We start from the raw sequence: 20,663 nt of genomic DNA on the forward strand, positions 1-20,663 counted from the left end.
GGTTGTCAGACAATAGTCGTTACGATTTTATCTTGTCAACAGGTGAGTGCGGTCGACACCGCGCCACCTTGCAATCGCACAGGCCAGCAGCATGAGGCCGGCGGCGACGAAAAAGGTCGCATGCAGGCCCTCCGTCACCGATTGCACGGTCCCATGGACAACGTCGGGGGTCGCCCGCGCGAATACCGCGCCCAGGGCCGAGGCACCGAAGATCAGCCCGAGGTTGCGTGACAGGTTGAGCAGGCCCGAGACCGTACCGCGGCGCGCGCTTTCCACACCGCTCATCACTGCGGTGTTGTTGGCGGCCTGGAACAGGCTGTAGCCCGCCGTCAAAATCACCAGTGAGCCCAGGTAGGCGACCAGTCCCGACGCCAGTGACAGCAGCAGGGCGCCACCGAGCAGAGTGCCCAGCCCCGCGAGCGTCATGCGCTGGCTGCCCAGGCGGTCGGTGAGTTGGCCTGCCGGTACACCGGTGAGCGCTGCGACACAGGGGCCGACGGCCATGGCCAGGCCCATCGACTCAGGGGGCAGCCCCAGGCCAAGGGACAGGTAAAAAGGGCCGACCACAAAGGTCGCCATGATCACCGCGGCGACCAACGCACTCATCGCCAGGCCGGCACACAACGCCCCGGCTTTCAATGACGACCCTGCGCTGGCGGCTGGCCGCGCCCGTTGCTGATCAGCCGGCAAGTAGCGCCAGGCGAGGGCGGCCGCCAGTAACCCCAGGGGCGCACCCACCAGGAACAGGGCCTGCCAGCCCCACACGCTGAGCAACATGCCGCCGACGCTGGGGCCCATGGCCGTGCCCACCGCCGACATCGTGCCGAGCAAACCCATCGCGCGTCCGGTGCGTTCCGCGGGCACCGTATCGCCGACCAGGCCCAGGGTCATCGCCATCATGATCGCCGCGCCCAGCCCCTGCGCGACCCGCGCGGCAATCAACCCATGCAGGTCGGGCGCGACACCGCACAGCCCGCAGGCGAGCGCAAACAACAATAACCCGGCGAGCAACAACCGCTTGCGGCCCAGGCGATCGCCCAGGCGTCCGGCGCTGACAATCACCGCGGTGATCGCCATCAGGTAGGCCAGCACCACCCATTGCACGGCATGGAATGACGCATCGAACGTTTGCGCCAGGCGCGGCAGGCCGACATTGGCAATGCTGGTGCCAAGGGACGCGAGCAACATGGACAGGGACAGGCTGGTAAGACCGCCACGTGAGGAAGTGTGCATGGGAGATTCCTTGAATGAACGCAACTGTCACAAATCTACGGCGTGGCCTAACATGGCGGAAGACGCATGAGTTGCACTGAATACCTGCGTCAAACGCCTGATAGGAGCGCTGATGCCCGACCTCAACTTGCTGGTCACCCTGGATGTGCTGCTGGCCGAAGGCAGCGTCGCCCGCGCGGCCCAGCGCCTGGGCCTGAGCCCTTCGGCCATGAGCCGCGCCTTGGCACGCCTGCGGCAAACCACGGGCGACCCGTTGCTGGTCCGCGCGGGCCGAAGCCTGGTGCCGACGCCACGGGCGCTGGAGTTGCGTGAACAGGTCGGCCGCCTGGTGCAGGACGCCCAGGCCGTGTTGCGCCCCGTGCAGTCCCTGGACATGGGCCAGGTGACACGTACGTTTACCTTGCGCACCAGCGAGGAGTTTGTTGAAAGCTTTGGCCCGGCGCTGCTGGCCCGTCTCGATCAGCAAGCCCCGGGTGTGCGCCTGCGCTTCGTCAACAAGACCGATAAAGACAACCTCTTGCTGCGTGAAGGCAGCGTCGACCTGGAAACCGGTGTGGTCGACCCCACCGCCAGCCCCGAAGTGCTGACCCAGGCGCTGTTTCGCGATCGCCTGATCGGCGTGGTGCGCAGCGGTCATGCCCTCAGTCAGGGCGACGTCAGCGCCGCACGTTTTGCCCAGGGCCGCCATGTGTATGTGTCCCGGCGCGGTCAGGCGCGCGGCCAGATCGACGACGCCCTCGAAGCGCTGGGCCTGGCTCGGCAGATCACCAGCATCGTCGCCGGTTTTTCCACCGCGATTGCCCTGGCCCGCAGCACCGACCTGATCGCCGCCGTTCCCGAGCGCTACACCGCCGACCGGCGCGACCTGTTCTGTTTCCCACTGCCACTGGCGCTGCCGACGTTCACTGTCGCGATGCTCTGGCACCCCCGCCTGGACGCCGACCTGGCCCATCGCTGGTTGCGCAGCTGTTTGCGCGAGGTGTGTGCCCAGCAGGTACAATCCGCGCTGCCTTGACGTGAAACCCAGGAATTTGCATGTTCAGCCTTACCCGCTACACCGCGCCGTGCCCCGAGCCGATCAACAGCCAGATCCTGCAGATGGTGGTGGACAACCTCACCGACATCAGCAGTGTGGCACTGCCGCCGAGCAACCTGCTCTACACCATCTACCAGTACGCCATTGGCTTTGAGGTGCACCTGTACCTGGAGGCGTTGGGTGGATCGAAGGGGATTGCGGTCGAGCTGGTCGTGGCGATGGAAGACGAACAGGTGATTGGCTTTTGCCTGTATTTACCGATGAAAGATGACCCTCAAGCGTGTGGTATCGCGTTCATGGCGGTGCAAGCCGGTTTTCGGCGCCAGGGCGTGGCGCGTGGAATGCTTCAGGACGTGCTGGCGCGCTATCCCCATGCCGAACTGGCATGTGCGGTGGAGAAGGTACCGGTGTTCGAAGCCATGGGTTTTCAAGTGCGAGCCGCGCGTGACACCCAGGTGCTGATGAACACCCGCGGCTACGCCAGCGATGGGCTGATGGGCGTGCTGGATGTAGCGTCTATCTACAGCTCGCTGGAGGTGCGGCAGATCCATACCTACCTGCTGCAAAAGCACGGCAAGCGCGCGATGGTGGATGCCGAGAAACAGCGCGATCGGCACCTGGATCAACTGGCGCGCAAGGTCCAGTTGTTTGTTGCGGGGCGCTAGCCTGGGCCGGGTTGGCTATTTTTTGTGGCGAGCGGGTTTGCGCTAATGCCGTTCAGTTAAGCGTACATCGCCTTCTTTCTGTAGGAGCGAGCTTGCTCGCGAAGAACCTCAACGATAACGCGTGTTTCCTGAATCAACGCGGCGCCTGTGAGTTCTTCGCGAGCAAGCTCGCTCCTACAAAAAAGCCTTAACTGGACAGCATCAGGGCAAGCCCGTCCAGTCTTCAGCTCCGTGAGCGACTGACCATCGCCAGAATCGTCGCCAGCAACTCCTGTTGCGCCTCTTCACGGCTGATTTCGCCACTGGCGGCTGCGTGGGACAACGCTTCCGCGGCACCCAACATCGCCCGCAATCCTGCCTGTGATACCTGGCCAAAGGGCGCCAGCGCGGCGCGGCATTTGTCGAGAAAGATCGCCTCGTATTTGCGCTTGAGCGCTTCCAGCTCCGGCGAGCTGCTCAGTGCCGCAATCACCCCCGGAATTTCCCGGCCCTGCAATAACACGCAATCGACATAGCACGAGGCAATCACCCCTGCGCGCTCTTCCAAGGTCGTGCTGCTGGCGTCGAGGGCCTCGGCAAACACCTGGGTCTGACGCCCGTCGAAGTCTTCATACAGCGCGGCGAGCAACCCGGCGCGGGTGACGAAATGGTCGTAGACCACCGGCTTGGTCACGCCCGCCAGTTCCGCCAGGCGGCCCAGGGTCAGCGCTTCGGTGCCTTCCTCGCGCACCAGTTGCCAGGCCACATCCAATAATTGGCGCAGGCGATCTTCACGGGACAGGCGACGACGTGGGGCAGGGGATTCAGGGCTTGACATGCTTATATACCAAAAGTAACTTATCCGCGTTAACTTACTAAAAGTAGATTAAACCGAAAGGGAGTCAAAGTCATGCACGCACTCATCGTCGTTGCCCATCACGACCCACAATCGCTCACCCACGCCGTGGCCGCGCAGGTGGCTGCCGGGCTGACTGCGGCGGGCCACAGCTTCGAAATCGCCGACCTCGCAGCCGAAGGCTTCAACCCGCGCTACGCCGCCGCCGATCACCTGGTGCACCGTATCCGCGCTACGCCGCCGGCCGACGTATTGGCCGAACAAGCGCGCATCGACCGTGCCGATGCGCTGGTGATAGCGTTCCCAATCTACTGGTGGTCCATGCCGGCGTTGCTCAAGGGCTGGGTCGACCGCGTTTTCGTCAACGGCTGGGCAATCGACTACGGCCCCGCCACGCCCGTGGTGAAAAAGCTGCACCACTTGCGTGTGCACCTGCTGGCCCTGGGCGCCGCCGATGAAAGCGCCTTTGATCGACATGGCTATGCCAAGGCGATGCGCACGCAAATCGACTACGGGATCTTTGATTACTGCGGGGCCCAGGTGGTGACGTCGGAGCTGTTGCTGGAGTCGGAAGATGGCGCGGCGACCGCGCATCTGCAAACGGCCAAGGCGGTGGGGCAGAGACTGTTCGAGGCCGAGACGGTTGCCGGTTGATTCAACCTTCGCGAAACAGATCGTGGGCGTCCAGCAGGCGGTAGGCAATTTCCGGGTTTTTCTCCAGGCCCCGACGAATCGCCGCCGGGATCGATTGTCGGGTCTTGCGGCACATGCCGGGCAGTTCGTCGATCACGATCTGAATCCCGCGCATGCTCTTGACCTCGGTGTGCCCCGGCGCGATGTGCACGCGAATGCCCAACAGTTCGTACATCCGCTGCTGCATACGTTCCAGGTCTTGCAGGTTCTGCAGGTTTTCAAGGCGTTCGAGCAGGCGTTTTTCTTCCTGGCGGGTCAGGCTGAGAATGCGCAGGTCGGCGCCGGGGGCTTGCAGCAATTGTTCGCGATCGCAGACGCAGGCGCCGGGTGGGCAGGGTTGGCGAATCGTCATGTTCATTCCCTCCCCATTCCGACGCGTTTTCCTCAGTAAGTCAGCGCCACACCGAGGCTGCCCAAGGCCTTCCAGTACTCAGGATAGGTCTTGGCCACGCAGTCCGGGTCTTGAATCCTGATGCCCGAGACCTTCAGCCCGGCGAGGGCAAAGCACATGGCAATGCGATGGTCGGCGTGGGTGTCGATCAGGGCGTTGCACGACGTGCCGGCCAACGCCGGGTCGGCGGCGACCAGCAAGTCGTCGCCTTCAATGCTCGCCAGGCCCGGACGAATCTCGTTCAGGCCGTCATGCAGCGCCTGCACCCGATCACATTCCTTGACCCGCAGGTTGGCCAGTTCGGTGAAGCGTACCGGGGTGTTGTTGAACGCGGCCAGCACGGCCAGGGTGGGGATCGCATCCTGCATCTGCGAACCGACCACCGTGGCCTGCATGTGCGGGAACTGGGCAATCACGGCCTGGGCCTTGGCGTCCGGCTGGGTGAAGTCCTGCGCGGCCACGCCGATGTCGATGCGGCCGCCGGTCAACACTTCGGCAGCCCACAGGTACGTGGCGGCGGAAGCATCGGGCTCGATCAGGTAGTCATGGGCGGTGTAGCCGGTGGGGGCCACGCGCCAGGTCGTGTCGTCGACCACCTCGACCTGCGCGCCGAACGCACGCATGCAGTCCAGGGTCAGGTCCACATACCCACGGGCGCCGATATCCTTGCCGGTCAGCGCCACTTCAATCGGCGCTTCGCCGCAGGCTGCGAGCATCAGCAGGGCCGAGACGTACTGGCTGGACAAGCCGCCATCGATCTCGAAGCGCTTGGCCTGGACCTTGCCGACGCCGTGCACGGTCACCGGGGGGCAGCCGGTCGGGCTCTCGACCTGGATGCCGTTCTCACGCAGGGTCGCCAGCAGCGGGCCGATCGGGCGTTTTTGCATGTAGTCGTCGCCGTCCAGCACCACGGTGCCTTGCACGGTGGCCACGGCGGCGGTGAGGAAGCGCATGGCGGTGCCGGCGTTGCCGAGGAACAGCGGTTGCGCCGGCAATTGCAGCTTGCCTGAACCGGTGACCACGAAGGTGGTGTCGTCCGGCTCATCGATGATCACGCCCATCTGGCGCAGGGCCACCGACATGTGCCGGGTGTCATCACTCTTCAGTGCGCCGCTCAGGCGGCTGGTGCCGGTGGCCAGGGCCGCCAGCAGCAGGGCGCGGTTGGTAATGGATTTGGAGCCGGGGGGCGCGACCTTGCCAGTGAGGGGGAAATTGGGCGGTGTAACGGTCACGGTTTTCTGCGAACTCAAGGTACAAGGCTCCTGATTCAAGGCAAGGTGGTACGGAGTGGCCGACGGGCGGACCCGAATAATCGGGCATAGACGCCACGCTTGTCGAGGCTTAGCGCTGGGCGAGCCAGTAATCGTGCAGCGCCCGGGCGGCCGGTTCGATTGCGCTGGCGCGCTGCTGATGGGCCTGTACATCGAGGTCGGCCGGCAACTCGAAGTTGTCCTGTTCGGCGCACCAGGAGATTTTCTCCAGGTTCGCGGCCTGTTCAGCGGGCAGGTCCGGCCAGTTGCCGATCGCGGCACCGCGGATATAGCCAAAGCACCATTCTTCGGCGAGGGTCACGGTTTGCCCCTGATGCTCGGTGTCATCGAAGCGCGCCTTGAAACCCTGGGCATCGGTGGCCAGCTGTGTGGCGAGGGCGTTCATATGGCGTACGCACAGTTCGAGGAACTGCTTGGCTTGCTCGGCGCTTTCCCAGTCCGGGTTTTGCCCACCCCAGATCGCCGGGAACCATTCGGCGATATCCACCTGCGCCGGGCTGGACACCAAGGCCGTGAAGTAGCCGTCGAGCTCAGCCAGGTTCAGCACCGAATGGTCATCGCCGTACTGGAGCAGGGTGTCTTCGATAAATTCGAAATCGGCGGGGGTGAGGGGTTGGGTGAGCATGGGCATGTCCTTAAACGTCGAGCGCCGCTGATGGGGCGGCTTAAAGCGCGCAGGATGGCGCTTGGGCCGGCTTTTTTCCAGCACTTTCCCAGCGTTGGCACAGCTTGCTCACGCAGACCGCACCCACCACCGCGAGAATAATCGGTACCAGGAAGTCATGCTCGATACGGGTGAATTCCGCCACCAGCACGATCGCTGTCAGCGGCATGCTCATGCTGGCGGCCAGGAAAGCGGCCGCGCCGATGATCGCGAAAGCCCCCAACGGCACCCCTGGCCACGCCAGGCTCCAGGCGCCGCCGAGGATAATCGCCAGTAGCGCGCCGTTGGCCAGGCCGGGCGTCAACAGCCCGCCCTCGGCTCCGGCGCGCAGGCTGCTGGTGGTGATCAGCACCTTGACCAGCAGCAACAGCGCGGCCAGGCCGATCGTCAGTTCATTGTCGAAGCCCAATTGCGCCGGGCCTTTGCCATTGCCGAGGATTTGCGGCAGCAGCATCGCCAGGCCGCCGATGAGCGTGAAATTAATCAAGCACAGCACCGGCAGGCGCCAGCCGCGCGCGGCGTTCGCCCGCGCGGCGCCGGTCAGGCGCGTGAAACCGTAGGCGGCCATGCCAAACAGCGGCCCGCAGACCACGGCCCAGGCGATCAATGCCGGGCTCAGGACAAAATGCGGCACCACGTACTGCGCCTCCGCTCCCAACCCGATCCAGGCCACGGCCGCACCAATGGCCGAGGTCGCCAGGGCGATCAGCGCCGCGGGCCAACTGAACGCGCCCACCAGCACCTCCAGCACAAACACCGCGCCGCCCAGCGGCACGTTGTACACCGCCGCCAGGCCCGCGCCCGCGCCACAGGCAACGATCAAACGGTGCATGTCCGGGGTCAGCCGCGCGCGTTGCGACAACCAACTGCCGGCCAGTGCGCCGACCTCGCGCGGCGCCACTTCACGGCCCAGGGGCGATCCCAGCGCCACGGTGACGATCTGCAACAGGGCGTGGGCGAGGGTGGTCTTGGGCGGCATGATCGGCATCGTGGGTGACACCGCCTGCTTGATGCTCACCAGCGGGCGACCATAGCGATACACGGCCCACCAACCCAGGCCGGCGACCAGGCCGCACACCACCAATACCTGCAAGCGCCGCTCGGGGGGCGCGGCAGTGACACCCCGCAGAAAGGTTTCATGCCCGACCAGGCTGTCGAGGCTGTAGCCGTAGGCCAGGTGTTGAATGCCATGCAGCAGCAACGCCAGGAGCATCCCGCCCAGGCCGGCGCCAATGCCGGTGAACACGACCACCAGGGCCAGAATCAACGATGAGCGAAACGTGGACGGCATAAACGACTCCAGACAGTGCCCCAGAGTGTATAGCCGATAAACCGTCGGGCCTGGATGAAATGTATCGGCGTGCCGTCAACCCTGCGCCACTGCATTCAATGGCTTTTACCAGTCCTGTTTTTGGCCGATGCGCCCTTGTGCACCCTTGTTATAGTCTGGCCTTTCTCAATCGCCAGCCAGGGATCACTGCCATGTCCGAATACCAAGCTTTCGTCGTCGAACTCATCGGTAACGTTGCCCATGTGCAGATCAACCGCCCGGAAAAGATCAACGCGATGAACGCGGCGTTCTGGACCGAGATCATCGATATCTTCCAATGGGTGGAAGACACCGACGCCGTGCGCGCCGTGGTACTCAGCGGTGCCGGCAAGCACTTTTCGTCCGGTATCGACCTGATGATGCTGGCCTCGGTGGCCAATGCGTTCGGCAAGGACGTGGGCCGTAACGCACGCCTGCTGCGCCGCAAGATCCTTGAGTTGCAAGCCTCGTTCAACGCCGTCGACAACTGCCGCAAGCCGGTGCTGGCGGCGATCCAGGGTTACTGCATTGGGGGGGCCATCGACCTGATCAGCGCCTGCGACATGCGTTACGCCGCCGAGGACGCGCAATTCTCCATCAAGGAAATCGACATCGGCATGGCCGCTGACGTCGGCACCCTGCAACGCCTGCCGCGCATTATCGGCGACGGCATGCTGCGTGAGCTGGCCTATACCGGCCGCGCGTTCGGTGCCGAGGAAGCGCGCAGCATCGGCCTGGTCAATCGCGTGTATGCCGACCAGCAAAGCCTGTTGGCCGGCGTCCTGGAAATCGCCCATGAAATCGCCGCCAAATCGCCGATCGCCGTGACCGGTACCAAGGCCATGATCAGCTACATGCGTGACCATACGGTCAATGACGGCCTGGAATACGTTGCCACCTGGAACTCGGCTATGTTGCAATCCAACGACCTGCGCGTGGCCATCGCGGCCCATATGAGCAAGCAGAAACCCGAATTCGTGGATTGACTGACATGACCCCAGGCTGGATTACCACTACGCTGCTGGACAACCAAACCCCCGGCGGCTGGGCTGTCGTCCGCAGCCGCGACGGCTTTTTGCATGACACCAACGGCCCGCTGTTCCCACGGGAATGGCTCAAGCGCCAAGACCTTTCGGTGTTCGCCGAACACGGTATCGGCCACCTCGACGGCGAGCCGGTGTACCTGCTGGAGCTCAACGCCGCCAGCGAGGTCCCCGGCTGCAGTTGGCAGGGCCTGCGCGGCTTCATGTTGCAAGGTGATCACCGGCTTTACAAAGTGTTGGGCTATGCCGCGCAGATCGGTACCTGGGCCCGGGAACACCGGTTCTGCGGGAGTTGCGGGCAGGCCATGGTCCAGGTGCCCCGTGAGCGAGCGATGTTCTGTGAGGCCTGTGACCTGCGCAGCTACCCGCGTATCTCGCCAAGCATGATCGTGCTGGTGACCCGTGGTGATGAGATCCTGCTGGCGCGTTCGCCACGCTTTGTGCCTGGGGTGTACAGCACGTTGGCGGGGTTTGCCGAACCGGGTGAGTCGGCCGAAGACTGCTTGATCCGTGAAGTGCGCGAAGAAGTGCAGGTGGAGGTGCGCAACATCCAGTACATGGGCAGCCAGTGCTGGCCGTTCCCTCACTCGATGATGCTGGGCTTCCATGCCGAGTACGCCGGCGGCGATATCGTGCCCCAGGCTGACGAAATCGAGGACGCGCAGTGGTTCAACATCCACGACCTGCCGCCGTTGCCGGCGTCACGCTCGATTGCGCGCTACCTGATCGACCTGTACGTCGCGCGTCGCTTAGGCCACGCTGAACCAGTGCTGCCAGGCTAGGCGTACAGTCAGGCCAAGGACCACGGTGATAAACACCGGGCGAATGAATTTGGCGCCGCCGCTGATTGCGCTGCGTGCGCCAAAGAATGCGCCGCACATCACCGAGATGCCCATGGCCAGGCCGACGATCCAATCCACCGAGCCGTTGAAGATAAACACCGACAGCGCCGCCGCGTTGCTGACGAAGTTCATGCTGCGCGCCACGCCGCTGGCCTTCACCAGGTCGATGGGGTGCAGCAGCATTGTGCTCACGGTCCAGAACGCGCCCGTACCTGGCCCGGCTACGCCATCATAGAAACCCAGGCCAAAGCCTTGGGTGCTTTGCCATTTCTTCTTGATCGGTGCATCGGCATCCAGCGCAGCCTTGGGTGTGCCGCCGAATAACAGGTACAGGCCACAGCCAAAGACAATGACCGGCAGCATCTTGTTCAGGGTTTCGGCGGGCAGGTAGTGGGCGACCACGGCCCCGGCCAGTGCGCCGACCAAGGTGCCGACGATGGCGTGCACCCATTGGCGCGGGTGGAACAGCTTGCGTCGGTAGAAGGTGAAGCTGGCGGTGGCCGAGCCGAAGGTGGAACTGAGCTTGTTGGTGCCCAACACCAGGTGGGGCGGCATGCCCGCGGTGAGCAGGGCCGGGGTGGTGAGCAACCCACCGCCGCCGGCGATGGCGTCGATGAAGCCGGCGATAAAGGCCACGACGGCCAGAATGGCGAGGGTGGTGAGGTCTACGCTGAGTTCGAAAGGCATTGGGCAGGGCTTAATGGTGGCATGGCGCAGCAAAAGCGCTGTGCGAAGGGCCGCCATCTTACCTGCCTGAGGTACGCAGAACCAAATGTGGGAGGTGGCTTTCCCGATGAGGGTGTATCAGTGACAGATAAGCTGACTGACACACCCTCATCGGGGCATGGGTATCTACACAACTTTGGCATGGCCCTGAACCTGTGGCGAGGGAGCTTGCTCCCGTGACTGCTCGGGGGGCGACGGCTATCTAACGGATGCACCGCGACCTAAATGTGGGAGGGGGCTTGCCCCCGATGGCGGGCTCTGGGCCGACCATTTTTTTGGATTGGATCAGGTACATATCCATTGCTGCGGTAACGGCAACTTAGGGTTCCGCTCTTACAGCGGGTCACTTTTGGAAAAGAGCCCGGGATGCCGGCCCAGCCAAAAGTAACCAAAAGGGCTCTTGCCCCACCACTCGGCACCTCGCCCAGGCTCGGTGTGCCCGCAATCCGACATTGATTTGGGGGGCCGCCGCCACGCGCCATCCATGGCGCGGGGCGGCTAAACCGGCATCCCTGCCGGTTTACCCCCCAAATCACTGTCGAATTGCGGCCAGCGTGGTTTAACGGGGCGCCTGAGATCAAGATCAAGATCTAAAGCAAGATCAAGAGCGGCTCGCTTCGCATCGTGGTTAGCGTTGGTTGCTACACAGTTGTGTAGATACCCATGCTCATCGGGGGCAAGCCCCCTCCCACATGTTTTACCGTGCCCGCTTGGCTATTTGTGCGTGCCCAGCCACTCCAGCGCCGTGCGCCAGATGCAAATCCCGAGGAAATACGCCGACATCAGCGACCACAAGCCGAATGTCCACGGGTTGGTATTGGGGTAATCCACCACCATCAAAAAGCTGCACAGCAACCAGATCGTGGTCACCGCGATGTTGATCGGCATGAAGCGCTTGACCCGGAACGGATGCAAAAACTTCATCGGCGTCACGGTCAGCAGCGCCAGGCCGATCACGGTCAACAAGGTCACCCAGGCGTCTGGCTGGATGATATACACGCAGAGGGCAACCACATTCCACGCGGCCGGGAAGCCGACGAAGTAGTTGTCCTTGCTCTTCATGTTCACGTTGCAGAAGCAGAACAACGACGACACCAGGATCACCGACACCGTGAACAAGTGGGTGAAGTCCGGCAGGTCGATATAGCGATAGATAAACAGTGCCGGGATAAATACGTAGGTCAGGTAGTCGATCACCAGGTCCAATACCGAACCGTCAAAGCTGGGCAGTACTGTGCTGACATTCACCCGCCGAGCCAGCGAGCCATCCACGCCATCGACCACCAGCGCCAGGCCCAGCCATAGCAGGCAAGCCTTGGGTGAGTTTTCCAGCAGCGCCAGGGTGGCCAGGAAGGCCAATACCACACCGGTGGCGGTAAAGCCGTGGGCGCCCCAGGCTTTCAGTCTGGCTACATGCAGGGTCGATATCACGGGCGGTTCTCCAAAGGTGAAACGGGGCAGCCGACGGTGTGACACCGTCGAGTCTGGCCAGGGAATGCAGGTATCGACCGGGAAGGGGGGGATAAGGTTCACCGCCCCGGTGTATTGCCTAGCGTAGCAAGCGTAGGACGATTCAGCATCAGCCCTGGCGGAACACCAGCGCTTTCAGGCCACTTTGCGCGTCGATATCCGGAAATTCCGGCGGGTTTTGCAGCCGTTCGATAAAGCGCAGGCCCGGTGCTTCGCGCGTGACGCTGTCGATCAGGAAGTCTTCGCCGAACGCCGGATCGTTCATGCATGCCAGCACCGTGCCCTGTGCCGTGAGCAAGTCTGGCAGGCGGCGCAGCACACGCTGGTAGTCCTTGGTCAACAGGAAGCTGCCTTTCTGGAAGGACGGCGGGTCGATGATCACCAGGTCGTAGGGGCCGCTATTCGTCACCTTGGCCCAGGACTTGAACAGGTCGTGGCCGAGGAAGGTCACTTTGCCCAGGTCATGACCGTTCAGCCGATGGTTGTCGCGGCCACGGCTGAGGGCGCCACGGGCCATGTCCAGGTTCACCACATGCTCGGCACCGCCTTCGATGGCGGCCACGGAGAAACCGCAGGTGTAGGCGAACAGGTTGAGTACCCGCTGGCCCTTGGCCTGCTCACGCACCCAATTGCGACCGTAGCGCATATCGAGGAACAGACCGCTGTTCTGTTTTTTCCCCAGGTCGATCAAATAGCGCAGGCCGCCTTCGGTGATCGTCAACGCGTCGACGGCTTCGCCGAACAACCATTCGGTGGTGCTTTGCGGCAGGTAACGGTGTTGCAAGGCGACGCTGCGCACGCCGTACCGCGCCCATTCGAAAGTGCCCAACCACTGCTTCAAGGCATCCAGCTGCGCCGTTTCCGGTTCCTTGAACAGCGCGACCAGCACCACCCCTTGCAACCAATCGACCGTCAGTTGCTCCAGGCCCGGCCAGCAGCGGCCACGGCCGTGGAACAGGCGGCGGGTTTCTGTGGGCGCGTCGGCCAGGGCCGTGAGCAGGTGGGCATGCAGCGTGGCGAGTGCGTCTGGGTTCATCGTTGAGCGTCATTCATTGAGCGGGCGGCATTTTAAACACAGTTGCGGTTTTTTTGTGAGGGATGGACACGGCGCTGGAGCACAACGTGCTGGGAAAAATCTGATTGGCAGTGATTCATGCTCAAAATGCGCGCTGCAGCGCCTGAAAATAGGCAAAAAATCCTCCGTCGCCGACATAAACTGGAAAAAAGCCCGGAGGTGCCCATGAATGGTTTCGCGAGTGCAGTGAATCACACCGCAGTGGACGACGAAGAACTGAGCGAATGGCGCGATGCCCTGGCCTCACTGGTGGCCAACGCCGGCCCCGCGCGTGCACGGCAGATCCTTGACCTACTGGCCCGCGAAGGCCGTGCCCCCCACATCGATTGGAAACCGCGCCACGGCACGCCCTATGTCAACAGCATCAGCGTCGACCAGCAGCCGGCATTCCCCGGTGACCTGGCCACCGAGGAGCGCCTGGCCTCGTTGGTGCGCTGGAATGCCTTGGCCATGGTCGTGCGCGCCAACCAGGCCTATGGCGAGCTCGGCGGCCATATCGCCAGCTACGCCAGTGCGGCGGATTTGTTCGAAGTGGGCTTCAACCACTTTTTCCGCGCACGCAACGACGGGTTTGGCGGCGACCTGGTGTTCTATCAACCTCATTCCGCTCCCGGTATCTATGCGCGCGCTTTCCTTGAAGGGCGCCTGAGCGAACAGGACCTGGCTCACTATCGCCAGGAAATCGGCGGGGCCAAGGCCGGTGCGCGGGGGCTCTCCAGTTACCCTCATCCGTGGTTGATGCCGGACTTCTGGCAATTTCCCACCGGTTCCATGGGCATTGGCCCGATCAGTTCGATTTTCCAGGCGCGCTTTATGCGCTACCTGCAGCATCGCGGCTTGCAGGACACCACCGACCGCCATGTGTGGGGCGTGTTCGGCGACGGCGAGATGGACGAACCGGAAAGCATGTCGGCCCTGACCCTGGCCGCCCGCGAAGGCCTCGACAACCTGACCTGGGTGGTCAATTGCAACCTGCAACGTCTCGACGGCCCGGTGCGCGGCAATGGGCGGATCATCGATGAACTGGAGGCCTTGTTCGGTGGCGCGGGCTGGAACGTGATCAAGCTGGTGTGGGGCTCGGACTGGGATGCCTTGCTCGCCAACGACGCCGACGGTGCGCTGGTCGATACCCTGTCGCACACCGTGGACGGGCAATTCCAGACCTTCGCGGCCAAGGACGGCGCCTATAATCGCGAACATTTTTTTGGCCAAAGCCCATCCCTGGCCGCTCTGGTCGAGGGCATGAGTGATGAACAGATCGACCGGCTCAAGCGTGGCGGCCATGACATGGTCAAGATCCACGCCGCCTACCACGCCGCGCGTCGGGTCAAGGGCAAGCCCACGGTGATCCTGGCCCAGACCAAAAAGGGCTTCGGCATGGGCGAGGCCGGGCAGGGCAAGATGACCACCCACCAACAGAAGAAGCTTGATCGCGAAGCACTGATCGCCTTTCGCAATCGCTTCCAACTGCCCCTGTCGGATGCGCAGGCCGAATCCCTGAGTTTCTTCAAGCCGGCGGATGACAGCCTTGAACTGCGCTACCTGCACCAGCGGCGCCAGGCCCTGGGCGGTTATGTGCCCAGCCGCCGCCAGCTTGCCGCGCCGGTTACCGTGCCTCCCGTGACGGGGTACGCCGGTTTTGCCACGGCCGCCGACGGCAAGGAAATGTCCACCACCATGGCCTTCGTGCGCATGCTGACCAACCTGCTCAAGGACAAGGCCCTCGGCCCGCGCATCGTGCCCATCGTTGCCGATGAGGCGCGGACGTTCGGCATGGCCAACCTGTTCAAGCAGATTGGTATCTATTCCAGCGTCGGCCAGCGCTACGAGCCGGAAGACATTGGCTCGATCCTCAGTTACCGCGAAGCCACCGACGGGCAAATCCTCGAAGAGGGCATCAGCGAGGCCAGTGCCATCAGTTCCTGGGTCGCGGCAGCCACCAGCTACTCTGTTCACGGCCTGCGCATGTTGCCCTTCTACATCTATTACTCGATGTTTGGCTTTCAGCGTGTGGGGGACCTGATCTGGGCCGCCGCTGACCAGCGTGCCCGCGGCTTCCTGCTCGGCGCCACCGCCGGGCGTACCACCCTGGGCGGTGAAGGCTTGCAGCACCAGGACGGCAGCAGTCACCTGACCGCCGCCACGGTGCCCAATTGCCGCGCCTACGATCCGGCCTTTGCCGGCGAGTTTGCGGTGATCCTCGACCATGGCATGCGCCAGATGCTCGAACACGACGTAGACGAGTTCTACTACGTGACCCTGATGAACGAAAACTACCCGCAACCGACTCTGCCCCAGGGCGTGGAGGGCGCAATTATCAAGGGCTTGTATCGCCTGGAAGGCGCCAGCGCCGCTCAAGTACGCCTGCTGGGCTCCGGCACGTTGTTGCGCGAAGCCCAGGCGGCGGCGCAGTTGCTGGCAGATGATTGGCAGGTGGCGAGCGAGGTGTTCAGCGTCACCAGCTTCAGCGAACTGGCCCGCGAGGCGCGCGAGGTGGAACGCTGGAATCGCCTGCATCCGCTGCAGGCCGCACGCACCAGTCACCTGGCAGACTGCTTGCCCACGGGCGCGCCGGTGGTGGCGGTATCTGACTACGTGCGGGCGGTGCCGCAGATGATCGGTTCGTACCTGGACTCCAGCTACACCGTGCTCGGCACCGATGGTTTCGGACGCAGTGATACACGGGCGGCGTTGCGCGATTTCTTTGAGGTGGATCGTCATCACATTGTGCTGGCTGCACTCACTGCGTTGGTAGAGCAGGGCAGTCTGGAGCCGCGGGTGTGCCAGCGGGCGATTGAGCAGTATGGCCTGCTGCCGGAGCGCGTCGCTTCCTGGGCCTCCTGAACAACGCAGAGCAAGTGGGAAGGCTGAGCCAACAGTCACCTGTGGCGAGCGGGCTTGCTGTGGCGAGCGGGCTTGTTGTGGCGAGCGGGCTTGCCCCGCGTTGGGCTGCGCAGCGGCCCCCTTACAGGCGATGTGTTTTTAACTGACACACCGCAGTGCCCTGGTTTTGGGGGCCGCTTCGCAGCCCAACGCGGGGCAAGCCCGCTCGCCACTATATAAGGTGGACGTCCCAGATCATTGATCATCGACGCTATATCGCAAAACACTCACGCAATATCAGGATTTCCTGATGGCTCTTTGCTATTTGTCACGCTAGAGTGCTTGAAAGAATAAAAGAAATTGTAGTTTCTTCGGCCGCGACTGAAGCCGTAGGACACTTCATAAATGTGGAGTGCACCATGAAAGTTCTAATCGCCGATGACTCATCCATGTCCCGCAAGTTGGTCTTGCGTGCCCTGCCAGAATCACTGACCGAAGATGTCCGCCAAGCCTGTAACGGCTCCGAGGTGATGGAGGCCTATCACGCGGGCTTGGTCGATTTGCTTTTTCTCGACCTCACCATGCCCGTCATGGACGGTTTCCAGACCCTGGAGGCGCTCAAGCGCGAAGACGCCAATGTGGTGGTCGTCGTGATCAGCGCAGACATCCAGCCCCGGGCCAGGCAACTCGTATTCAACCTGGGCGCTGCTGCCTTCGTGGCCAAGCCTGTTACGGCTGAAGCTCTACTCGAAGCTTTACACCTCATAGGAGTGCTTTGATGGAAACCTTGGCCGAGCTCACCGAAGACCAACGCGATGCCCTGCAGGAACTGATGAATATCGCCATGGGGCAGGCGGCCGAGCGACTGGCCCTGCTGACCAATACCATGGTCACGCTTTCGGTTCCTTTTATTCACCCGCTGATCCGGGAACAGAATAACCTGGCGATTCCGGAGCATCTGCGCCGAAGCTTCATGATCGTCACCCGCCAGTCTTTCCTCGGGGAGTTACGCGGAGAAGTGTTCGTGTGCTTTGGCTGCATGGGGGCAGATGAACTGGCCGAACTGCTGGGCTACAAGGGCGGCGGTCTGGACCAGCAGGACGAGCTGATGCTCGATGTCACCAACATTCTGACCGGCGCCTGCATCAGTGGCCTGGCAAAACAGGTGGCGACTCAAGTGAGCTATGACGCGCCATCCATTCTCGTCCACAGGGATCAGGAAGCGAACGCACTGGATGAGTTGAACCTGAATGAACACCTTGCGATGGTGTTGGAAATCCGCTTCGAGGTTGAGGCTCATCAATTCTCCTGCGACTTGCTGATCTGCATCACTGAACGTACAGCAGGCGTTGTCGTTCGGGCCATTGATCGTTTGCTGGACGAGCTTTGAAGGGACCTCTCATGACAGACAGCAAGGCAATCTCCCGGGAAACCCTTGAGTCGATGCTCACGGCCATCAACATGGGTGTGCTGCTCGTCGATAAGGACTGCAAAGTGCTGTTCTCGAACCACTTCATGTCCATCAACAGCGGCCGCAGCGCCGAAGAACTTGTTGGCCGTACGCTGTTCGAAGCCTTTCCTGAGCTACCGGAGGTCTGGACCCGGCAGAAGATCAACAGCGTCCTCACTCTGCAAAACTTTGCTTTCACTTCGTGGCAGCAACGGCCGCACCTGTTCAATTTCGAAAGCACCCGGCCCATCAGTGGACTGGTTCGGCACATGTACCAGAATTGCACTTTCTTCCCGGTGCAAGACGCCGATGGCAGCAGCCTGGGCGTGGGCTTAGCCATCAGTGATACGACCGACACCGCTGCCCGTCAACTCGAGCTGACGCACCTGAACAAGCTGCTGGAAGAGGAAAAGGGCGCCCAGGCGCTGCTGATCGCGCGGCTCGAAGATGCGCAGGCGCAGTTGCTGCAGTCCGAGAAGATGGCGGCGATAGGGCAACTGGCTGCGGGGGTGGCCCACGAGATCAATAACCCGATCGGCTTTGTCTGCTCCAACGTCAACAGCCTGCGTCGTTACCTCGTGGACATTTTCGCGCTGCTCGAAGCTTATGAGCAGGCGAGTGACGAAAGCCATGCCGATGCTCATCCCGAGCTGGCGGCGATGCGTGACAAGGTGGATTACGACTTCATGCGTCAGGACATCGACGAACTGCTTGTGGAATCGGTCGACGGTCTCGACCGGGTCACTCGCATCGTCAAGGACCTGCGCGAGTTCTCCCATGTCGACAGTTATGAATGGCAGTTGGCCGATCTGCACAAAGGGCTCGATAGCACCCTTAACGTTATCTGGAACGAGATCAAGTTCAAGGCCCAGGTGATCAAGTGCTACGGCGATATCGAGCCTATTGAATGCATGGGCTCACAGATCAATCAGGTCTTTCTGAACTTGCTCATCAACGCAAGCCACGCTGTGGGGGCCGACGGCCAAATTACCATCAGGAGTGGAAGGGAGGACGGCGGTGTGTTCGTTGAGATCGCCGACAATGGCCATGGTATCCCCCTTGAGATCCAGAACCGGATATTCGAACCGTTCTTCACCACCAAGCCGGTGGGCATGGGCTCGGGCCTGGGCCTGTCGTTGTCGTATAGCATCATCGTCAAGCACCATGGACGGCTCACCGTCGAGAGTGAGCCGGGTAGGGGAAGTTGCTTCCGGGCGTGGTTACCATTACGCCAGCCCCAGGTGCAGGCCCTCGCTACTTCTGCCGCCGAAGGACGCTGATCATGAACGCCCCCACTTCCTGCGTAAAACGCTACACCGTCATGCTGGTGGATGATGAAGAAAGTATCCTCAACAGCCTCCGGCGCCTGTTGCGTGGCAAACCTTATGACTTGCTGTTGGCGACTAATGGCGCGCAGGCACTGAGTCTTTTCGAACAGCACTCTATCGACTTGATCGTTTGCGATGCGCGCATGCCGTTGATGGACGGTCCGACTCTGCTCCGCGAGGTGTATAGGCGCAATCCAGAATGCGTGAATATCCTGCTCACCGGCTATGCCGACATGAGCATGATTACTCAGGCAATCAGCGATGGGTACGTTTACCGCTATATCAGCAAACCCTGGAATGATGACGAGCTGCAGCGCACGCTCGACCAGGCTCTCGAGATGCAGAATGCGCTTCGTAACCGCGACAGCCTGGCGTGAAATGTCGCACCACTGGAGTACGACATTTCACGGTTCTTGACAGCGTTTCCGTCAAGTTGAACATGGCCCAGGGTAGGGCTTAGTCCCAGCTCAGCGCGCCGCCGGTCTGGTACTCGATTACCCGGGTCTCAAAGAAATTCTTCTCTTTCTTCAAGTCCATGATCTCGCTCATCCACGGGAACGGGTTAGTGGTCCCTGGATACTCTTCCTTCAAACCAATCTGCGACAGGCGACGGTTAGCGATGAACTTGAGGTAATCCTCCATCATCGCCGCGTTCATACCCAGCACGCCGCGCGGCATGGTATCGCGCGCATATTCGATCTCCAGCTGCGTCCCTTGCAGGATCATCTGGGTCGCTTCTTCCTTCATCTCGGCATCCCACAAATGTGGGTTTTCGATTTTGATCTGGTTGATCACATCGATACCGAAGTTCAGGTGCATCGACTCGTCGCGCAGGATGTATTGGAACTGTTCGGCGACGCCGGTCATCTTGTTGCGGCGGCCCATGGACAGGATCTGGGTGAAGCCGCAGTAGAAGAAGATGCCTTCCAGCACGCAGTAGTAGGCGACCAGGTTGCGCAGCAGTTCCTTGTCGGTGTCGACGGTGCCGGTTTCGAACTTCGGATCGGAGATCGAACGGGTGTACTTCAGGCCCCAGGCGGCTTTTTTCGCCACCGATGGGATCTCGTGGTACATGTTGAAGATCTCGCCTTCATCCATGGCCAACGATTCGATGCAGTACTGGTAAGCGTGGGTGTGGATCGCTTCTTCGAAGGCCTGGCGCAGGATGTACTGGCGGCACTCCGGGTTGGTGATCAGGCGGTACACGGCCAGGACCAGGTTGTTGGCAACCAGGGAGTCGGCAGTGGAGAAGAAGCCCAGGTTGCGCATGACGATGCGGCGCTCGTCGTCGGTCAGGCCTTCGGGGTTTTTCCACAGGGCGATGTCGGCGGTCATGTTGACCTCTTGCGGCATCCAGTGGTTGGCGCAGCCGTCGAGGTACTTCTGCCAGGCCCAGTCGTACTTGAAGGGCACGAGTTGGTTGAGGTCGGCGCGGCAGTTGATCATGCGTTTTTCGTCAACAGCGACGCGGGCGGAAGCGCCTTCGAGTTCGGCGAGGCCTTCGGCGATGTCGAGTTTGTCCAGGGCCGCCTTGGCGCGCACGATGGCGGCGGAGTCACTGGCGGTGACGGCGCGGGCTTCGATGGCTGCAGCGGCGCCGGCACCGTCGAGGCGGTCCATGTTGGCTTCGCTGGCGTGGCCGGCGTTGGCGCCCTTGATCACCGCTGCACCGGTGTCCTCGTTGTCGACTTCATCCCAACTCAGCATCGAAATACTCCTTCCTGGTCTGTTCTGACGGCATGTGAACCCGTCCAAAAATAGGTGATTTGCAGGCTACTAGGCATTGAAATACTGCGCGTAGTGTGGTCG

19 protein-coding genes and 1 pseudogene are annotated in these 20,663 nt (G+C 62.0%); 10 read left to right on the forward strand and 10 right to left on the reverse strand.

What is annotated here, in order from left to right:
- Window positions 1–27: 27 nt before the first annotated feature.
- Window positions 28–1,233: an MFS transporter gene (locus AB7933_RS15685; protein WP_024075174.1), complete on the reverse strand. Its 1,206-nt coding sequence runs from the start codon at window positions 1,231–1,233 to the stop codon at window positions 28–30.
- A 112-nt stretch (window positions 1,234–1,345) separates the two neighbouring features.
- Here AB7933_RS15685 and AB7933_RS15690 point away from each other — a divergent pair, with 112 nt between their 5' ends.
- Together AB7933_RS15690 and AB7933_RS15695 are read left to right on the forward strand one after the other, a co-directional pair.
- Window positions 1,346–2,248 carry a LysR family transcriptional regulator gene (locus AB7933_RS15690; RefSeq protein WP_024075175.1) on the forward strand — a complete coding sequence of 301 codons (903 nt, stop codon included), beginning with the start codon at window positions 1,346–1,348 and terminating at the stop codon, window positions 2,246–2,248.
- Between the two features lie 20 nt (window positions 2,249–2,268).
- Window positions 2,269–2,934 carry a GNAT family N-acetyltransferase gene (locus AB7933_RS15695; protein WP_024075176.1) on the forward strand — a complete coding sequence of 222 codons (666 nt, stop codon included), beginning with the start codon at window positions 2,269–2,271 and terminating at the stop codon, window positions 2,932–2,934.
- A gap of 223 nt (window positions 2,935–3,157) precedes the next feature.
- On the opposite strand, the gene AB7933_RS15700 is transcribed toward AB7933_RS15695, so the two are convergent.
- Window positions 3,158–3,751: a TetR/AcrR family transcriptional regulator gene (locus AB7933_RS15700; RefSeq protein WP_024075177.1), complete on the reverse strand. Its 594-nt coding sequence runs from the start codon at window positions 3,749–3,751 to the stop codon at window positions 3,158–3,160.
- 72 nt (window positions 3,752–3,823) lie between these two features.
- On the opposite strand from AB7933_RS15700, the gene AB7933_RS15705 reads away from it, so the two are divergent.
- A complete protein-coding gene (locus AB7933_RS15705; RefSeq protein ID WP_024075178.1) occupies window positions 3,824–4,423 on the forward strand; it encodes an NAD(P)H-dependent oxidoreductase in 600 nt (199 codons plus the stop codon).
- A gap of 1 nt (window position 4,424) precedes the next feature.
- Here the strand turns inward: AB7933_RS15705 and AB7933_RS15710 are convergent, their stop codons facing one another.
- The 4 genes from AB7933_RS15710 to AB7933_RS15725 all read right to left on the reverse strand — a co-directional run bounded on the left by AB7933_RS15710 (window position 4,425) and on the right by AB7933_RS15725 (window position 8,079).
- Window positions 4,425–4,814, reverse strand: coding sequence for a hypothetical protein (locus tag AB7933_RS15710; RefSeq protein ID WP_041161191.1), 390 nt, complete (start codon window positions 4,812–4,814; stop codon window positions 4,425–4,427).
- 32 nt (window positions 4,815–4,846) lie between these two features.
- Window positions 4,847–6,103, reverse strand: a complete 1,257-nt coding sequence (gene aroA / locus AB7933_RS15715; protein ID WP_024075180.1) for a 3-phosphoshikimate 1-carboxyvinyltransferase — start codon at window positions 6,101–6,103, stop codon at window positions 4,847–4,849.
- A gap of 91 nt (window positions 6,104–6,194) precedes the next feature.
- Window positions 6,195–6,749 carry a UPF0149 family protein gene (locus AB7933_RS15720; RefSeq protein ID WP_024075181.1) on the reverse strand — a complete coding sequence of 185 codons (555 nt, stop codon included), beginning with the start codon at window positions 6,747–6,749 and terminating at the stop codon, window positions 6,195–6,197.
- A gap of 40 nt (window positions 6,750–6,789) precedes the next feature.
- Complete coding sequence (locus tag AB7933_RS15725) at window positions 6,790–8,079, reverse strand: chloride channel protein (protein ID WP_024075182.1); 1,290 nt, start codon at window positions 8,077–8,079, stop codon at window positions 6,790–6,792.
- 191 nt (window positions 8,080–8,270) lie between these two features.
- On the opposite strand from AB7933_RS15725, the gene AB7933_RS15730 reads away from it, so the two are divergent.
- Entirely contained in the window at window positions 8,271–9,083 is an 813-nt protein-coding gene (locus AB7933_RS15730) for a crotonase/enoyl-CoA hydratase family protein (RefSeq protein ID WP_024075183.1), read from the forward strand.
- Window positions 9,084–9,088: 5 nt separating this feature from the next.
- Window positions 9,089–9,922 carry an NAD(+) diphosphatase gene (nudC, locus tag AB7933_RS15735; RefSeq protein ID WP_024075184.1) on the forward strand — a complete coding sequence of 278 codons (834 nt, stop codon included), beginning with the start codon at window positions 9,089–9,091 and terminating at the stop codon, window positions 9,920–9,922.
- On the opposite strand, the gene AB7933_RS15740 is transcribed toward nudC, so the two are convergent.
- The 3 genes from AB7933_RS15740 to AB7933_RS15750 all read right to left on the reverse strand — a co-directional run bounded on the left by AB7933_RS15740 (window position 9,890) and on the right by AB7933_RS15750 (window position 13,214).
- A complete protein-coding gene (locus tag AB7933_RS15740; RefSeq protein WP_041161192.1) occupies window positions 9,890–10,669 on the reverse strand; it encodes a TSUP family transporter in 780 nt (259 codons plus the stop codon). The two genes, nudC and AB7933_RS15740, sit on opposite strands and share 33 nt — an antisense overlap.
- Window positions 10,670–11,422: 753 nt before the next feature.
- Entirely contained in the window at window positions 11,423–12,139 is a 717-nt protein-coding gene (gene pcsA / locus AB7933_RS15745; protein WP_024075186.1) for a phosphatidylcholine synthase, read from the reverse strand.
- Window positions 12,140–12,287: 148 nt separating this feature from the next.
- Window positions 12,288–13,214, reverse strand: a complete 927-nt coding sequence (locus AB7933_RS15750; RefSeq protein ID WP_024075187.1) for a class I SAM-dependent methyltransferase — start codon at window positions 13,212–13,214, stop codon at window positions 12,288–12,290.
- A 204-nt stretch (window positions 13,215–13,418) separates the two neighbouring features.
- Between AB7933_RS15750 and mdeB the strand changes: the two genes are divergently transcribed.
- The 5 genes and pseudogenes from mdeB to AB7933_RS15775 form a co-directional block, all read left to right on the forward strand.
- On the forward strand, window positions 13,419–16,097 hold the full coding sequence (gene mdeB / locus AB7933_RS15755) for an alpha-ketoglutarate dehydrogenase (RefSeq protein WP_024075188.1): 2,679 nt from the start codon (window positions 13,419–13,421) through the stop codon (window positions 16,095–16,097).
- A 398-nt stretch (window positions 16,098–16,495) separates the two neighbouring features.
- A complete protein-coding gene (locus tag AB7933_RS15760) occupies window positions 16,496–16,855 on the forward strand; it encodes a response regulator (protein WP_024075189.1) in 360 nt (119 codons plus the stop codon).
- A complete protein-coding gene (locus tag AB7933_RS15765) occupies window positions 16,855–17,466 on the forward strand; it encodes a chemotaxis protein CheC (protein WP_024075190.1) in 612 nt (203 codons plus the stop codon). The genes AB7933_RS15760 and AB7933_RS15765 overlap by 1 nt, the downstream gene beginning before the upstream one ends.
- Before the next feature lie 11 nt (window positions 17,467–17,477).
- Complete coding sequence (locus AB7933_RS15770) at window positions 17,478–18,806, forward strand: ATP-binding protein (RefSeq protein ID WP_024075191.1); 1,329 nt, start codon at window positions 17,478–17,480, stop codon at window positions 18,804–18,806.
- A gap of 2 nt (window positions 18,807–18,808) precedes the next feature.
- Window positions 18,809–19,225, forward strand: a pseudogene (locus AB7933_RS15775) (response regulator); the annotation flags it as partial.
- An 85-nt stretch (window positions 19,226–19,310) separates the two neighbouring features.
- Here AB7933_RS15775 and AB7933_RS15780 read toward each other — a convergent pair.
- On the reverse strand, window positions 19,311–20,561 hold the full coding sequence (locus AB7933_RS15780; RefSeq protein ID WP_024075193.1) for a ribonucleotide-diphosphate reductase subunit beta: 1,251 nt from the start codon (window positions 20,559–20,561) through the stop codon (window positions 19,311–19,313).
- Window positions 20,562–20,663: the final 102 nt, after the last annotated feature.

Origin of the sequence: Pseudomonas gorinensis (assembly GCF_042015035.1) — a bacterium.
GTDB lineage: Bacteria > Pseudomonadota > Gammaproteobacteria > Pseudomonadales > Pseudomonadaceae > Aquipseudomonas > Aquipseudomonas gorinensis.

What these genes read in the sequence shown, in the direction of transcription:
- AB7933_RS15685 (WP_024075174.1), bottom strand. Translation starts at nt 1,233, where the DNA reads ATGCACACTTCCTCACGTGGCGGTCTTACCAGCCTGTCCCTGTCCATG.
- AB7933_RS15690 (WP_024075175.1), top strand. Translation starts at nt 1,346, where the DNA reads ATGCCCGACCTCAACTTGCTGGTCACCCTGGATGTGCTGCTGGCCGAA.
- AB7933_RS15695 (WP_024075176.1), top strand. Translation starts at nt 2,269, where the DNA reads ATGTTCAGCCTTACCCGCTACACCGCGCCGTGCCCCGAGCCGATCAAC.
- AB7933_RS15700 (WP_024075177.1), bottom strand. Translation starts at nt 3,751, where the DNA reads ATGTCAAGCCCTGAATCCCCTGCCCCACGTCGTCGCCTGTCCCGTGAA.
- AB7933_RS15705 (WP_024075178.1), top strand. Translation starts at nt 3,824, where the DNA reads ATGCACGCACTCATCGTCGTTGCCCATCACGACCCACAATCGCTCACC.
- AB7933_RS15710 (WP_041161191.1), bottom strand. Translation starts at nt 4,814, where the DNA reads ATGACGATTCGCCAACCCTGCCCACCCGGCGCCTGCGTCTGCGATCGC.
- AB7933_RS15720 (WP_024075181.1), bottom strand. Translation starts at nt 6,749, where the DNA reads ATGCTCACCCAACCCCTCACCCCCGCCGATTTCGAATTTATCGAAGAC.
- AB7933_RS15725 (WP_024075182.1), bottom strand. Translation starts at nt 8,079, where the DNA reads ATGCCGTCCACGTTTCGCTCATCGTTGATTCTGGCCCTGGTGGTCGTG.
- AB7933_RS15730 (WP_024075183.1), top strand. Translation starts at nt 8,271, where the DNA reads ATGTCCGAATACCAAGCTTTCGTCGTCGAACTCATCGGTAACGTTGCC.
- nudC (WP_024075184.1), top strand. Translation starts at nt 9,089, where the DNA reads ATGACCCCAGGCTGGATTACCACTACGCTGCTGGACAACCAAACCCCC.
- AB7933_RS15740 (WP_041161192.1), bottom strand. Translation starts at nt 10,669, where the DNA reads ATGCCTTTCGAACTCAGCGTAGACCTCACCACCCTCGCCATTCTGGCC.
- AB7933_RS15750 (WP_024075187.1), bottom strand. Translation starts at nt 13,214, where the DNA reads ATGAACCCAGACGCACTCGCCACGCTGCATGCCCACCTGCTCACGGCC.
- mdeB (WP_024075188.1), top strand. Translation starts at nt 13,419, where the DNA reads ATGAATGGTTTCGCGAGTGCAGTGAATCACACCGCAGTGGACGACGAA.
- AB7933_RS15760 (WP_024075189.1), top strand. Translation starts at nt 16,496, where the DNA reads ATGAAAGTTCTAATCGCCGATGACTCATCCATGTCCCGCAAGTTGGTC.
- AB7933_RS15765 (WP_024075190.1), top strand. Translation starts at nt 16,855, where the DNA reads ATGGAAACCTTGGCCGAGCTCACCGAAGACCAACGCGATGCCCTGCAG.
- AB7933_RS15770 (WP_024075191.1), top strand. Translation starts at nt 17,478, where the DNA reads ATGACAGACAGCAAGGCAATCTCCCGGGAAACCCTTGAGTCGATGCTC.
- AB7933_RS15780 (WP_024075193.1), bottom strand. Translation starts at nt 20,561, where the DNA reads ATGCTGAGTTGGGATGAAGTCGACAACGAGGACACCGGTGCAGCGGTG.